The sequence below is a fragment of the Pseudomonas sp. FW305-96 genome (genome assembly GCF_058783825.1).
Genome location: NZ_JBYSYW010000007.1, coordinates 14,771 through 29,495 on the forward strand (window position 1 = coordinate 14,771; position 14,725 = coordinate 29,495).

13 protein-coding genes and 1 pseudogene are annotated in these 14,725 nt (G+C 64.8%); 3 read left to right on the forward strand and 11 right to left on the reverse strand.

The features are described from left to right. Positions 1 to 20: 20 nt before the first annotated feature. The 7 genes from hutG to hutC form a co-directional block, all read right to left on the reverse strand. Entirely contained in the window at positions 21 to 824 is an 804-nt protein-coding gene (gene hutG / locus AC3WL2_RS07175; RefSeq protein WP_102681736.1) for an N-formylglutamate deformylase, read from the reverse strand. 10 nt (positions 825 to 834) lie between these two features. Beyond that, on the reverse strand, positions 835 to 2,040 hold the full coding sequence (gene hutI, locus AC3WL2_RS07180) for an imidazolonepropionase (RefSeq protein ID WP_102681737.1): 1,206 nt from the start codon (positions 2,038 to 2,040) through the stop codon (positions 835 to 837). Positions 2,041 to 2,059: 19 nt separating this feature from the next. Next, the gene (locus AC3WL2_RS07185) at positions 2,060 to 3,463 is read right to left on the reverse strand and encodes an amino acid permease (protein WP_102681738.1); all 1,404 of its coding nucleotides are present in this window, start codon (positions 3,461 to 3,463) and stop codon (positions 2,060 to 2,062) included. A 140-nt stretch (positions 3,464 to 3,603) separates the two neighbouring features. Beyond that, on the reverse strand, positions 3,604 to 5,136 hold the full coding sequence (gene hutH / locus AC3WL2_RS07190; protein WP_102681739.1) for a histidine ammonia-lyase: 1,533 nt from the start codon (positions 5,134 to 5,136) through the stop codon (positions 3,604 to 3,606). An 83-nt stretch (positions 5,137 to 5,219) separates the two neighbouring features. Then, the gene (gene hutU, locus AC3WL2_RS07195; protein WP_011536088.1) at positions 5,220 to 6,893 is read right to left on the reverse strand and encodes a urocanate hydratase; all 1,674 of its coding nucleotides are present in this window, start codon (positions 6,891 to 6,893) and stop codon (positions 5,220 to 5,222) included. Positions 6,894 to 7,139: 246 nt separating this feature from the next. After that, positions 7,140 to 7,712 (reverse strand): HutD/Ves family protein, encoded by a 573-nt coding sequence (locus AC3WL2_RS07200; protein WP_102681740.1) that lies wholly within the window; start codon positions 7,710 to 7,712, stop codon positions 7,140 to 7,142. Further along, a complete protein-coding gene (hutC, locus tag AC3WL2_RS07205; protein ID WP_173862408.1) occupies positions 7,709 to 8,419 on the reverse strand; it encodes a histidine utilization transcriptional repressor HutC in 711 nt (236 codons plus the stop codon). The genes AC3WL2_RS07200 and hutC overlap by 4 nt, the downstream gene beginning before the upstream one ends. A 144-nt stretch (positions 8,420 to 8,563) precedes the next feature. On the opposite strand from hutC, the gene AC3WL2_RS07210 reads away from it, so the two are divergent. Further along, a complete protein-coding gene (locus AC3WL2_RS07210; protein ID WP_102681742.1) occupies positions 8,564 to 9,928 on the forward strand; it encodes a formimidoylglutamate deiminase in 1,365 nt (454 codons plus the stop codon). Between the two features lie 70 nt (positions 9,929 to 9,998). On the opposite strand, the gene AC3WL2_RS07215 is transcribed toward AC3WL2_RS07210, so the two are convergent. Next, positions 9,999 to 10,571: a lipocalin family protein gene (locus AC3WL2_RS07215; protein WP_023631132.1), complete on the reverse strand. Its 573-nt coding sequence runs from the start codon at positions 10,569 to 10,571 to the stop codon at positions 9,999 to 10,001. Then, a complete protein-coding gene (gene bamE / locus AC3WL2_RS07220; protein ID WP_011536093.1) occupies positions 10,568 to 10,822 on the reverse strand; it encodes an outer membrane protein assembly factor BamE domain-containing protein in 255 nt (84 codons plus the stop codon). The genes AC3WL2_RS07215 and bamE overlap by 4 nt, the downstream gene beginning before the upstream one ends. A gap of 223 nt (positions 10,823 to 11,045) precedes the next feature. Here bamE and AC3WL2_RS07225 point away from each other — a divergent pair. Both AC3WL2_RS07225 and AC3WL2_RS07230 read left to right on the forward strand, forming a co-directional pair. Beyond that, positions 11,046 to 12,083, forward strand: a pseudogene (locus AC3WL2_RS07225) (cache domain-containing protein); the annotation flags it as partial. 66 nt (positions 12,084 to 12,149) lie between these two features. Further along, positions 12,150 to 12,938 carry a methyl-accepting chemotaxis protein gene (locus tag AC3WL2_RS07230; RefSeq protein WP_371918092.1) on the forward strand — a complete coding sequence of 263 codons (789 nt, stop codon included), beginning with the start codon at positions 12,150 to 12,152 and terminating at the stop codon, positions 12,936 to 12,938. Positions 12,939 to 13,070: 132 nt separating this feature from the next. On the opposite strand, the gene AC3WL2_RS07235 is transcribed toward AC3WL2_RS07230, so the two are convergent. Further along, positions 13,071 to 13,667 carry a DUF924 family protein gene (locus tag AC3WL2_RS07235; protein ID WP_102681744.1) on the reverse strand — a complete coding sequence of 199 codons (597 nt, stop codon included), beginning with the start codon at positions 13,665 to 13,667 and terminating at the stop codon, positions 13,071 to 13,073. A 3-nt stretch (positions 13,668 to 13,670) separates the two neighbouring features. Beyond that, entirely contained in the window at positions 13,671 to 14,681 is a 1,011-nt protein-coding gene (locus AC3WL2_RS07240) for a class 1 fructose-bisphosphatase (protein WP_038706942.1), read from the reverse strand. Positions 14,682 to 14,725: the final 44 nt, after the last annotated feature.

The following is a 14,725-nucleotide window of genomic DNA, read 5'->3' on the forward strand; positions in this document are numbered from 1 at the left end:
GCGCTGGCCATTGCCGCATGTTAGCGCCCGTAGCGCTCACGCCCCCATTGCAAGGTGGCTTCCAACAGGCGGCGCAAGACCGACTGGGTGGGTTGTGCCAGTTGCTCGCGATAGGTGAAAGGCTCCACTTCATCCATGTAGGTGCTCTGCGCCAGCTCCAGTTGCACTGCATGGATGTTGTTCGCCGGATCGCCGTAATGCCGGGTGATATGCCCACCCTTGAAACGGCCATTGAGCACATGGCTGTAGCTCTGCGCCTCAGCGCATACGCCCTCCAGCCGTTGAGCCAGCTCCGGGTCGCAACTTGCACCGTTGAAGGTGCCAAGGTTGAAGTCCGGCAGCTTGCCATCGAACAGGTGCGGAATCAGCGAGCGGATCGAATGGGCATCCCACAACAGGGCGTAGCCGAAGTGCTTGCGCAGACGCTCCAACTCGTTGCGAATGGTGTCGTGGTAAGGGCGCCAGATCTGCTCCAGGTACTGTTTGCGCTGCTCGCCAGTCGGTTCCAGCCCGGCCTTGAACAGCGGCTCGCCCTCGAACAACGTGGCCGGGTACAGACCGGTGGTGGCACCGGCATACAGCGGCTTGTCGTCATCCGGCCGGTTGAGGTCAATGACGAAACGCGAATACTCCGCCGCCACCACGCTGGCGCCCAGGTCGCGGGCGAAGTCATACAGGCGCGGGATGTGCCAGTCGGTGTCCGGCAGGCTGCGCGCCTGGTCCACCAGGCCATCGCGCACAGCGTCGGTCAGGCCCAGCCCGGCATGGGGCATGCTGATCAGCAGCGGCAGACGGCCCTGGTGAAAACTCAATACCTTGTCCATATGCCCTCGCTCAATTGGATATCTCATGGCCCAGGCGCACCACGCGCTTGGGCAGGTCGCCGCCGAGCCAGTAGCTGAGGTCGGCGGGGCGTTCGATCTGCCAGGCAATGAAGTCCGCGACCTTGCCCTCTTCCAGCGAACCATGGCTATCGCCCAGGCCCAGCGCCGTGGCGGCGTGCACGGTGACACCGGCCAAAGCCTCCTCCGGGGTCATGCGGAAACAGGTGCAGCCCATGTTCAACATCAGGCGCAGCGACAGCCCCGGCGAGGTGCCGGGGTTGAGGTCGCTGGCCAGGGCGATCTTCACGCCGTGCCGGCGCAGGGCATCCATCGGCGGCAGCTGGGTTTCGCGCAGGAAGTAGAACGCCCCCGGCAGCAGCACCGCCACCGTGCCGGCCTCGGCCATGGCGATGGCGTCCTCTTCGGTCATGAACTCCAGGTGATCGGCCGACAGTGCGTGGTAACGCGCCGCCAGGCTCGAACCGTGCAGCGACGACAGTTGCTCGGCGTGCAGTTTCACCGGCAGTCCCAACTCACGAGCCTTGACGAATACCCGCTCGACCTGGGCAGGGGAAAACGCCAGGTGCTCACAGAACGCATCCACCGCGTCCACCAGGCCCTCGGCAGCCAATGCCGGGAGCATGACGTCGCAGATATGGGCGATGTAGTCGTCGGCCCGCCCCGCATATTCGGGTGGCAGGGCATGGGCCGCCAGGCAGGTGCTGCGCACGGTCACGGGCAGTTCCTCGCCCAGGCGCCGGGCGACACGCAACATCTTGCGCTCGCTCTCGAGGTCCAGGCCGTAGCCGGACTTGATCTCGATCGTGGTCACGCCGTCGCGCATCAGCGCCTGGACGCGCAGACGGGCACTGGCCAGCAGATCGTCCTCGCTGGCAGCACGGGTAGCCCTCACGGTGCTGGCGATGCCGCCGCCCTGAGCCGCGATCTCGGCATAGCTGACGCCTTGCAGGCGTTGCTCGAACTCGCCGCTGCGGTTGCCGCCGAACACCGCGTGGGTGTGGCAGTCGACCAACCCCGGGGTAACCCAGGCACCGCCGAGGTCGACGATGCGATCAGCCGCCACTGGCGGCACCTCGTCACGCGGGCCGATCCATTCGATCAGGCCGGCGCTGGTGACGATCGCCGCGTCCTCGATGATCGAGTAGCGGCCCTCGGCCATGGTTGCCGCATGGCAGTGCTGCCAGAGGGTTCTCATCAGGATCTCCTTGTAAGACTCAACGGTGCAGCTCGGCAGGCTCACGAACCGGCTCGCCATCGCCTGCGCGCGGCTTGCACCACAGCAGGTAGGAAGCGACCAGGAACACGACCCAGATAACGCCGACGATCAATGCCGCCTGGGTATCCGGGAAGTAACCCAGCACACCGAAGATGAACACCATGAAGGCAATGGCCAGGGCCGGGCCATAGGGCCAGAAGGGTACCGGGAACTTGAGCTGGGCGACTTCCTCGCGGCTCATGCTGCGGCGCATGGCGACCTGGGTGACCAGAATCATCAGCCACACCCACACAGTGGCGAAGGTGGCGATCGAAGCGATCAGCAGGAACACGTTCTCCGGGATCAGGTAGTTGAGCAGAACGCCGACCAGCAGCGCCGCCCCCATCACCACCACGGTCATCCACGGCACACCGTGCCTGGATAGCTTGCCAAAGCCACGCGGCGCCTGGCCGTGCTGGGACAGGCCGTACATCATCCGGCCAGCGCCGAAGATGTCGCTGTTGATCGCAGAGATGGCTGCCGAAATCACCACGATGTTCAGCACCGCCGCTGCCGAGCCAATCCCCAGGTTGCTGAAGATCTGCACGAACGGGCTACCCTGGCTGCCGATCTGCGGCCAGGGGTACAGGCACATCAGCACGAACAGGGTCAGCACGTAGAACAGCAGGATGCGCAGCGGCACGGCGTTGATCGCTTTCGGGATCACGCGTTGCGGGTCTTTCGCTTCACCTGCGGTGACGCCGATGATCTCGATGCCGCCAAAGGCGAACATCACCACCGCGAACGAAGCGATCAAGCCGCTGACGCCATTGGGCATGAAGCCGCCATGTTCGAACAGGTTGCTCACCCCGACAGCCTGCCCGGTGCCCACCTGGCTGAAACCGAAGGCCATGATGCCAAGACCTGCGAGGATCATCGCGACGATGGCGCCGACCTTGAGCAGCGACAGCCAGAACTCCATCTCGCCGAACACCCGTACGTTGCACAGGTTCAGGCCGCCGATCAGGAAGACGATACCGAGTACCCAGATCCAGCGTGCCACTTCGGGGAACCAGAAGCCCATGTAGATCCCGAAGGCCGTGACGTCGGCGATGGCGACGATGACCATCTCGAAGGCGTAGGTCCAGCCGAGGATGAAGCCGGCCATGGGGCCGAGGTAGGTGCTGGCGTAGTGGCCGAAGGAGCCGGACACCGGATTGTGCACGGCCATTTCGCCGAGGGCGCGCATGACCATGAATACCGCGGCGCCGCCTATCAGGTAGGCCAGCAGCACGGCCGGGCCGGCCATCTGGATGGCCGAGGCCGAACCGTAGAAAAGCCCGGTACCGATTGCCGAACCGAGCGCCATGAAACGGATGTGCCGGGCCGATAGCCCGCGCTTGAGACCTTGAGCTTGTTGCATGTCACGTCCTTATTGTTGTTCTGGTCGTGATATCGGGATGGGGTCTGCTGCGCAGCCCAATCGCCGGCAAGCCGGCTCCCACACAAGCAGTTGTGGGAGCCGGCTTGCCGGCGATTGGCCGCAAAGCGGCCCCGAGGGCGTTACAGGCTTGGCAGGACGCCAACCGGCAGCAGCCCGGTCAGCGTGCCTTTGGCCAGCAACGCGGCAGCCGCCTCGATATCCGGCGAGAAGAAACGGTCGCGGTCATAGTGCGGCACTTCGCGACGCAGCGCCTGGCGCGCCTGTTCCAGCTTGGCGGAGGTCTTCAGCCCCTTGCGCAGGTCCAGACCCTGACAGGCGCCCAACCATTCGATGGCCAGCACGCCACGGGTGTTCTCGGCCATCTCCCACAGGCGCTTGCCGGCGGCCGGGGCCATCGAGACATGGTCTTCCTGGTTGGCGGAGGTCGGCAGGCTGTCGACGCTGTGCGGGTGCGACAGTGCCTTGTTCTCGCTGGCCAGGGCGGCTGCGGTGACCTGGGCGATCATGAAGCCGGAGTTCACACCACCGTTTTCCACCAGGAACGGCGGCAGCTGGGACATGTGTTTGTCCATCATCAGCGAGATGCGGCGCTCGCTCAGCGAGCCGATCTCGGCAATGGCCAGGGCCAGGTTGTCGGCGGCCATGGCCACCGGCTCGGCGTGGAAGTTACCACCGGAGATCACGTCACCCTCGGCGGCGAACACCAGCGGGTTGTCCGACACAGCGTTGGCTTCGATGCCCAGCACTTCGGCAGCCTGGCGGATCTGGGTCAGGCAGGCACCCATGACTTGCGGCTGGCAGCGCAGCGAGTACGGGTCCTGGACCTTGTCGCAGTTTTTGTGCGACAGCGAGACTTCGCTGGAATCGCCCAGCAGGTCGCGGAAGCAGGCGGCGGTATCGATCTGGCCACGCTGACCGCGCACTTCATGGATGCGCGCATCGAACGGCGAGCGCGAACCCAGCGCCGCCTCGACGCTCAGGCCGCCACAGGCGATGGCCGCGGCGTACAGGTCTTCGGCCTGGAACAGGCCACGCAGGGCGTAGGCGGTGGACGCCTGGGTACCGTTGAGCAAGGCCAGGCCTTCTTTCGCGGCCAGGGTCAGCGGCTCCAGGCCAGCGACGGCCAGGGCTTCGGTGGCCGGCAACCATTGGCCCTTATAGCGGGCCTTGCCCTCGCCCAGCAGCACCAGCGACATGTGCGCCAGCGGCGCGAGGTCGCCGGAGGCGCCGACCGAACCTTTCAGCGGGATGTGTGGGTAGACTTCGGCGTTGACCAGGCCGATCAGCGCATCGATGACTTTGCGGCGAATGCCGGAGAAGCCACGACTGAGGCTGTTGATCTTGAGCACCATGATCAGCCGCACCAGGTCGTCGTCCAGTGGCGCGCCGATACCGGCGGCATGCGACAGCACCAGCGAGCGCTGCAGGTTTTCCAGATCGTGGCTGGCGATGCGGGTCGAGGCCAGCAGGCCGAAACCGGTGTTGATGCCATAGGCGGTACGGTCTTCGGCGATGATCTGCTCGACGCAGGCGACGCTGGCGTCGATGGCGGGCGCGGCGCTGGCATCGAGCTGCAGGCGCACGGGCGCGGCGTGGACGGCGCGCAGTTGGGCCAGGGTCAGGGTGCCGGGCTTGAGGGTCAATTCGGTCACTTCGCTACTCCAATCGCGGGGGCCATGGCCCCCTTCTTGTTGTTCAGTATCACCCGTGAAGGGTGCGATCCAAAGCGCGGCGATCAGCCGGTGATCATCGGCAGGTCCAGGCCCTGCTCCTTGGCGCAGTCGATGGCGATCTGGTAGCCGGCGTCGGCGTGGCGCATCACGCCGGTGCCCGGGTCGTTGGTCAGTACGCGGGCGATACGCTCGGCGGCTTCATCGGTACCGTCGCAGACGATGACCATGCCCGAATGCTGGGAGAAGCCCATGCCTACGCCACCGCCGTGGTGCAGCGAAACCCAGGTGGCGCCGCCTGCGGTATTGAGCAGGGCGTTGAGTAGCGGCCAGTCGGAGACAGCGTCGGAGCCGTCGCGCATGGCTTCGGTTTCACGGTTGGGGCTGGACACCGAGCCCGAGTCCAGGTGGTCGCGGCCGATGACGACCGGCGCCGACAGCTCGCCGCTGCGCACCATTTCGTTGAATGCCAGGCCCAGCTTGGCGCGCAGGCCCAGGCCAACCCAGCAGATGCGCGCCGGCAGGCCCTGGAAGCTGATGCGCTCGCGGGCCATGTCCAGCCAGCGGTGCAGGTGGGCGTCGTCGGGGATCAGTTCCTTGACCTTGGCGTCAGTCTTGTAGATGTCCTCGGCGTCACCGGACAGCGCAGCCCAGCGGAACGGGCCGACACCGCGGCAGAACAGCGGGCGGATATACGCCGGGACGAAGCCCGGGAAGTCAAAGGCGTTGGCCACGCCCTCTTCCTTGGCCATCTGACGAATGTTGTTGCCGTAGTCGAAGGTCGGGATGCCCTGCTTCTGGAAGTCGAGCATGGCCTTGACGTGCACGGCCATGGATTGCTTGGCGGCTTTCACCACAGCAGCCGGGTCGGTCTGCGCGCGGTCGCGGTACTGCTCCCAGGTCCAGCCAGCCGGCAGGTAGCCGTTGAGCGGGTCGTGGGCGCTAGTCTGGTCGGTGACCATGTCCGGGCGCACGCCACGCTTGACCAGCTCTGGCAGGATTTCGGCGGCGTTGCCGTGCAGGGCGATGGAGATGGCCTTGCCTTCGGCGGTGTACTTGGCGATGCGCGCCAGGGCGTCGTCCAGGTCAGTGGCCTGCTCGTCGACGTAGCGGGTCTCGAGGCGGAAGTCGATGCGGCTCTGCTGGCACTCGATGTTCAGCGAGCAGGCGCCGGCAAGTGTTGCCGCCAGAGGCTGGGCGCCGCCCATGCCGCCCAGGCCCGCGGTCAGTACCCACTTGCCCTTGAGGCTGCCGTTGTAGTGCTGGCGGCCGGCTTCGACGAAGGTTTCGTAGGTGCCCTGGACGATGCCCTGGCTGCCGATGTAGATCCAGCTGCCGGCGGTCATCTGGCCGTACATGGCCAGGCCCTTGGCATCCAGTTCGTTGAAGTGTTCCCAGTTGGCCCAGTGCGGCACCAGGTTGGAGTTGGCGATCAGCACGCGCGGGGCGTTGCTGTGGGTCTTGAACACGCCGACCGGCTTGCCCGACTGCACCAGCAGGGTTTCGTCGTCTTCCAGGCGGGTCAGGGTCTCGACGATCTTGTCGTAGCACTCCCAGTTGCGCGCGGCGCGGCCGATGCCACCGTATACCACCAGCTCTTTCGGGTTTTCGGCAACCTGCGGGTCGAGGTTGTTCATCAGCATGCGCAGCGGAGCTTCGGTCAGCCAGCTCTTGGCGGTCAGCTTGTTGCCACGCGGGGCACGGATTTCTACGTCACGGTACTTGTTGTTGTCAGTCACGGGGATGTCCTCTGCGGTCGTCCGACGGCATGTGTGTGTCGTGGTGACTATACAAACACACCTTTACTTGTATGTACAAGCATAGGCAACCAAAAAAGAGTGACCATTCCTCGGATGAAAAACGAAAAAGGGGCCGCTACGCGTCCCATCGCTGGCAAGCCAGCTCCCACAGGGTTCACTTGGCCCATGTGGGAGCTGGCTTGCCAGCGATGGGCTGCATAGCAGCCCCCTTTCAGCGATGACAGATCAGTGTGAAATCAGCTCGATCAGGCAGAACCGCCCCTGTACATCCATTTCCAGCAACCCTTCATTGCCATCGACCCGCAGACAGTCATAGCGCCCAAGCTGCTGCGTCTCCTCCCCAGCCAGCCCCACCTCGACATGAGTGCTGGCGGCAAACAGCAACAGCGTCGACGCCGAGCTGAAGAGCCGGCTACTGCCATCGAACCACTGCAACCGCGCCCGATACCGCTGCGGCGCATAGATCAGGTTGAAATCGCGAATCGCCCCGCCCAACAGCTTGCAGCTCACCTGGCTTTCGCCACTGAAGGCGAACGCATCGAACGGCAGCAACGGCCGGCTGGCCTGGCCATCGACCAGCAGGCGCATGCCATCGCCCTGCAATACGGTGATGATCCGCTGGTACCCGGTGAAGCTGGAAAAACCACCGGACTCCTCGATATCGGCGATCGACAGGCGCCAGCCGAAACCGTCCAGGCTGTCGCCTGCGTCGCGGGTGATCTCTTCGGTGAAACCGCCACCGTTCTTCCAGGGCATGCGCGGGTAGTCCTGGGCACGCAACAGCTGCAACTGGGTCATTTGCTGAATCGTCCTTCCAGACGGTGACGGGAACCGGGGTGGATCAGGCGCGCAGCGGTGACCGGCTGGCGCCCCGACCAGGTGCGACGGCGGATCAACAGGCACGGCTCGCCCCGCTCGATCTGCAGCAGCTTGCATTCTTCAGGTTCGGCAAGGATCGCCTCGACCACGTGCTCGCCTTCAGTGAGCGGCGCCACCTGCGACAGGTAGGCGTAGGGCGTCTGCCGGGTGAAATCCTGCTTGAGGTAATCCGGAGCGATGGCGGCGTTGACGTAGCGGTCCTCGATCTGCACCGGCACGCCATTTTCGTAATGCACGATCAGCGAGTGGAACACCCGCTGCCCTTCGCGCATGTCCAGGGCCAGGGCGCGCTCGGAGCCGGCGGCCTCTTCGGCAAGCTTTATCACCTGGCAGCTATGCTGGTGGCCACGGCCGGCGATCTCGTCGGCGATGTTGTTGACCTCGAACAGCGCCGAGCGGCTCTTGGGCTCGGCGACGAAAGTGCCGACGCCCTGCATGCGCACCAGCAGGCCTTCGGCGGTGAGTTCGCGCAGGGCGCGGTTGATGGTCATGCGGCTGAAGCCCAGCTCGCTGACCAGTTCGCTTTCCGATGGCACGCGGTGATGAGGCGGCCAGTTGCCGCTCTCGATCTGCTGGATGATCATCTGTTTCACCCGGGCGTAGAGCGGCGCCGGCCCTTCGCCCATCTGGGCAACCAGCGCGGAGACAGGAAGTGTCGGCACGGCGTTGAATCCTTGTGCGGTTGGAGTGAACGGTAGCTTGCCGGAGTTTACCCGGCAGGCAAACGGCTGTATATGTATATACAAGTTAACAATAACAGGATTTCACCGATGCCCGCCTACTTCGCCGAACGCGCCCTGCTCCCTTCGGGCTGGGCCCGCAATGTCCGCCTGGAGGTCGCTGCCGACGGTCGGCTGGCCGCGATCATGACCGATGCCGACGCCAAAGGCGCCGAGCGCCTGGGCGGCCCGCTGTTGCCAGGCATGCCCAACCTGCACTCGCATGCGTTCCAGCGGGCCATGGCAGGGCTGGCGGAAGTGGCCGGCAATCCCAATGACAGCTTCTGGACCTGGCGCGAACTGATGTACCGCCTGGTCGGCCGGATCACGCCGGAGCAACTGCAGGTCATCGCGCGCCAGTTGTATATCGAGATGCTCAAGGCCGGCTACACCTCGGTGGCCGAGTTCCACTATGTACACCATGACCAGAACGGCCAGGCCTATGCCGACCCTGCCGAATTGTCACGGCGCATCAGCGCCGCCGCCGCCGCCAGCGGCATCGGCCTGACCTTGCTGCCGGTCCTGTACAGCCACGCCGGGTTTGGCGGCCAGGCGCCCAATGACGGCCAACGGCGTTTCATCAACTCAACCGAACAGTACCTGCGCCTGCAACAGCAACTAGCGCCATTGCTGGCACAACAGCCGGCGCAGACCCTGGGGTTGTGCTTCCACTCGCTACGCGCCGTGACACCAGGGCAGATCGCCGATGTGCTCGGTGCGGGCGACAGGACCTGCCCGATCCATATCCACATTGCCGAGCAACAGAAGGAAGTCGATGACTGCCTGGCCTGGAGCGGCCGCCGTCCACTGCAATGGCTGTACGAGCAGGTCGATGTCGATCAGCGCTGGTGCCTGGTCCATGCCACCCACGCCGAAGCCGACGAAGTTGCCGCCATGGCCCGCAGTGGCGCGGTGGCCGGATTGTGCCTGACCACCGAGGCGAACCTGGGTGACGGCATCTTCCCGGCGGTGGACTATTTGGCCCAGGGCGGGCGGATGGGTATCGGCTCGGACAGCCATGTGTCTTTGAGCGTGGTCGAGGAACTGCGCTGGCTGGAGTATGGCCAGCGCCTGCGTGACCAGCGGCGCAATCGCCTGTACCGCGCCGATCAGCCGATGGTTGGTCGAACCTTGTACGACGCCGCGCTGCTGGGCGGTGCCCAGGCGCTGGGGCAGCCGATCGGCGAACTGGCCGTGGGCAAGCGGGCGGACTGGCTGGTACTGGACGGGCAGGATCCGTATCTGGCCGTGGCCGACGGCGATGCCATTCTCAACCGCTGGTTGTTCGCGGGCTCTGATCGCCAGGTGCGCGATGTGATGGTCAACGGGCAGTGGGTTGTGCGCCAAGGGCGGCATGCACAGGAGGAGGAAAGCGCGGCAGCCTTTGTACAAGTGCTGCGTCAGTTGCTGGACTGACAGTCGAAACATCGCGGGGCCCGCCCCCCCCGGGTAGTGTGGGGAGTGGGTTTGCCCCGCGATGGCGTCCTCAATGCCGGGCGACGATGCTCTTGTCGGGCGTGCGCCAGATCAGGCGACTGGTATCAAAGCCCTGCTGCCGCGCCTTGGCCAGCAGGTTTTCACGCTCCCACGCCGGCAACGAAGGCGTACGCGAAAGAATCCACAGGTACTTGCGGTCCGGGCTGCCGACAATCGCCGTGCGATAGCGCTCGTCGACGAACAGGATCCAGTAGTCCCCCTTGGCCACCCCGGGCACCAGGCGGGTGAACCAATTGTCGAACTCCACCCACAGCTTGTCGGTATGCCCCGCCTGCTGCGGCGTCGCATGGCCCTCGGCACGCAGCCATTCATCACCCAGGGTACGGCAACGGTTCAGCACGCCGACCGTGCCATCGGGCTTGAGGTTGTAATGGGCCTCGGACTGGGCGCAACCGTCCTGGTACTTCATTGGCAGGCGCGCCAGCTCGAACCATTTGCCTTGGTAACGCTTGAGGTCGACCGCACCTGCGGTCTTCGGCGCCAGCGGGTCGGTGGCCGAGGTGGCGCAGCCACCGAGCAGCATCACCAGGCACACGCCCAGCAGCAGGTGCAGGTGCCTCATTTGAGGCCCTGCCCGGAATACATCAGGACCTTGTCCGCCGCGTACTGCACGCTGATGAAGCTCTTCTCGTCACCCCAGGTGCAGCTGCTCATGCCCAGCGCGCCGGAACACTCCTTGGGCGTGCCGAGCAACTGCTCGACTTCGGCCTTGTTCATGCCGGCCTTGAGCTTGGAATAGTTTTCCTGGTTGATCTTGCTGCAAGCGGTCAGGACGACGCACAAGGACAACAGGGCGAGGGAACGCAACGACATGAAGGGACACTCCTGGAGATGGATACACAGGCGCGAGGGCCTGCAGGGAGCTTAGAAGGGAAAAAGGCTCCTCGGTTCCCTGGGCGACGAGGTTTCGTTGTGCACCGTTGGTCGCCTGGCGCGCAAACGATTAATGTTTTATCCCTGCGCGTCGACATAAAGCGGTGGTGTGGCTTTTTGCCGCACCCCTCCCCTTCGTGCCCGTGCGCAGATTCCAAGAAAAATGACCAAGAACCTCAAGTTCAGCCACAAGATCCTGCTGGCCGCCGCCCTGGTGGTGGCCGTCGCCTTCACTTGCTTCGTCCTGTTCAACGACTACCGACAGCGTCAGTCGCTGCGTAGCGACACCGAGTCGACGCTGCAATCGCTGGGCAACCTCACCGCCGGCAACATCCGCACCTGGCTCGACAGCCGCATCCAGCTGGTGAACTCGGTGGCACAGCAGATTGCCGTCGACGGTCCCGCCAAGAGCAGCCTCGAGCGCATCCTGGCGCTGCCGGTGTACGGTAGCAACTTCATCCTCACCTACTTCGGCGGCCAGGACGGCAGCATGCAGTCGGTGCCGGTGGGCAACCGCGCCGCCGACTACGACCCGCGCGTGCGCGGCTGGTACAAGGCGGCCAGCACCGCGGGCCAGACCATCGTCACCGAACCGTACATCTCGGCATCGGCCGGCAAGCTGGTCATTACCCTGGCCACTCCGGTGCAACAGGGCGGGCGCATGATCGGCGTCAGCGGTGTCGACACCGATCTGCAGACCATCAGCAACCTGATCAACACCCTGGACTTCGGCGGCCACGGGCACGCCTTCATCGTCAACGGCGAGGGCAAGGTGCTCATCCACCCCAAGGGCGAACTGGCGCTCAAGCCCCTGGCGGAAGTCTACCCTGGCAGTAACCTGCGCATCGGCAGCGGGCTGAAGGAAGTGGAGGTCGAGGGTCGCAAACAGTTCATCAGCTTCACCCACGTCGATGGCGTGCCCTCGGCGGACTGGTACGTGGCGCTGGTGCTGGACCAGGACGCGGCCTTCGCCATGCTCGGCGAGCTGCGCACTTCGGCCGTGGTGGCGACACTGATCGCGGTGGTGGTGATCATCGCCCTGCTCGGCTTGCTGATCCGCGTGCTGATGGAACCGCTGCACGTCATGGGCCGCGCCATGCGCGACATCGCCGAGGGCGAAGGCGACCTGACCCGGCGCCTGGCCATCCACGCCCAGGACGAGTTCGGCAGTCTGGCGCAGTCGTTCAACCGCTTCGTCGAGCGGATCCACGAATCGATCCGCGAAGTGGCCTCGGCCACCGGCCAGGTGAATGCCGTGGCCGGTCAGGTGGTCAGCGCCTCGAATGCCTCGATCCACAACGCCGACCAGCAGTCCAGCCGCACCAGCAGTGTCGCCGCGGCGATCAACCAGCTCGGCGCCGCCGCCCAGGAGATCGCCCAGAACGCCGCCCTCGCCTCGCAGCACTCCAGCGCCGCCCGCGGCCTGGCTGAAGAGGGCCAGCAGGTGGTGGGCGAAACCATCGACGTGATGAATCAGTTGTCGGCGCGCATCAGTGATGCCAGCGGCAACATCGAAACGCTGAACAACCACACGGCCAACATCGGCCAGATCCTCGATGTGATCAGCGGCATTTCGCAGCAGACCAACCTGTTGGCGCTCAACGCGGCCATCGAGGCGGCCCGTGCCGGCGAAGCCGGGCGTGGTTTCGCGGTGGTGGCCGACGAGGTGCGCAACCTGGCACACCGCACCCAGGACTCGGCACAGCAGGTGCAGCGCCTGATCGAGGAGCTGCAGGCCGGGGCCCAGGTGGCCGTGAGCACCATGAACCAGAGCCAGCAACACAGCGACCGCAGTGTCGGCATCGCCAACCAGGCCGGCGAACGCCTGGGCAGTGTCACCCAGCGCATCGGCGAGATCGACGGCATGAACCAGTCGGTGGCCACCGCCACGGAAGAGCAAACGGCCGTGGTCGAGTCGATCAATGTCGACATCACCGAGATCAATACGCTGAATCAGGAAGGGGTGCAGAACCTGCAGAGCACCTTGCGTGCCTGCACCGACCTGGAGCATCAGGTCGAGCGGTTGAAGCATCTGGTGGGGAGTTTCAAGATCTGAGATGGCTGGGGCCGCTTCGCGGCCCATCGCTGGCAAGCCAGCTCCCACAGGGATAGCGCCAGACCCGAATGCAGCGCTTATCCTATGGGAGCTGGCTTGCCAGCGATAGGGCTGCAAAGCAGCCCCACTGGCCTAGAACCTGGACCCAGGCTCCAGCAGGAAGTCCATCTCTTCACTGGTGCTCGGGCGGTTCAGCACCAGGTTGCGGTGCGGGAAGCGCCCGAAGCGGGCGATCACCCGCTGGTGCTGCTCGGCATAGTCGAGGAAGCCTTCAAACAACCGACGGCTGGCCTCGGGCTGCTCGTCCAGCAAAGTCTGGTAACGCTCGACGCACAGGTTTTGCCAGTCCAGCACCTCGGCATGCTCCAGCACCAATAGCACGAACACCCGCTGGATCGGCAGCAGCTGGTAGTCCCAGCCCTTCTGCAACCCCTGCATCGCCACTACCTGGGCACGCCGGTCACCCTCGAAGGCACGCGGCGTGTCGCGATAGATCATGCGCGGCAGCTGATCCAGCAGCAGCAGCAGACCGAGCCAGCCCTGGGGGCTCTGCTGCCACTCGTCGAGCCCGCCCGCCAGGGCTTGCTCGACCAGGTCGCCAAACAGCGCCTGGGCATCGACGTCGTGATGCTTGCCGAACCACAGCGTGTTCTTCTCGTCAGCCACGGCCTGGGCACTTGTGCCCCAACCGAACCACCACTCCAGCAACGGCTGCCAAGGTGCGAGCATGACTTACTCCTTGTGGTAGGCGGTGACGCGCTCGACCTCTTCCTTCGAGCCGAGGATCACCGACACGCGCTGGTGCAGGCTCTCCGGCTTGATGTCGAGGATACGCTCGTAACCGTTGGTGGAGGCGCCGCCTGCCTGTTCGATGATGAACGACATCGGGTTGGCTTCGTACATCAGGCGCAGCTTGCCCGGCTTGCTCGGCTCGCGGGCATCGCGTGGGTACATGAACAGGCCGCCACGGGTCAGGATGCGATGCACGTCGGCCACCATGGAGGCGATCCAGCGCATGTTGTAGTTCTTTTTCAGCGGCCCGGTCTCGCCGGCCAGCAGCTCGCCCACGTAGCGTTGCACCGGGGCTTCCCAGTGGCGCTGGTTGGACATGTTGATGGCGAACTCGGCGGTGGTGGCCGGTACCTGGATGTTTTCGTGGGTCAGGACGAAGCTGCCCAGCTCGCGGTCCAGGGTGAAGCCCTTGACGCCGTTGCCCAGGGTCAGGATCAGCATGGTCTGCGGGCCGTAGATGGCGTAACCGGCGGCGACCTGCTGGGTGCCTGGCTGCAGGAATGCATTCTCGTTCAGGGTTTCGTTCTGGCTCAGGTATTCGTTCGGGCAACGCAGCACCGAGAAGATGGTGCCGACCGAGACGTTGACGTCGATGTTCGACGAGCCGTCCAGCGGGTCAAAGACCAGCAGGTAGGCGCCCTTGGGGTACTTGCCCGGGATCTGGTAGGCATTGTCCATCTCTTCGGAGGCCATGCCGGCCAGGTGACCGCCCCACTCGTTGGCTTCGAGCAGGATGTCGTTGGAAATCACGTCGAGCTTCTTCTGCACCTCGCCCTGCACGTTCTCGGTGCCCATGCTGCCCAGCACGCCGCCCAGGGCGCCCTTGGACACGTGGTGACTGATCTCCTTGCACGCACGCGCCACCACTTCGATCAGGAAGCGCAGATCGGCAGGGGTATTGTTGCTGCGGGTCTGCTCAATCAGATAGCGACTCAGGGTAACGCGGGACATGTATGGCTCCGAAAAGGAAAGGGGGAGAAAAACCCCCGCAGTTT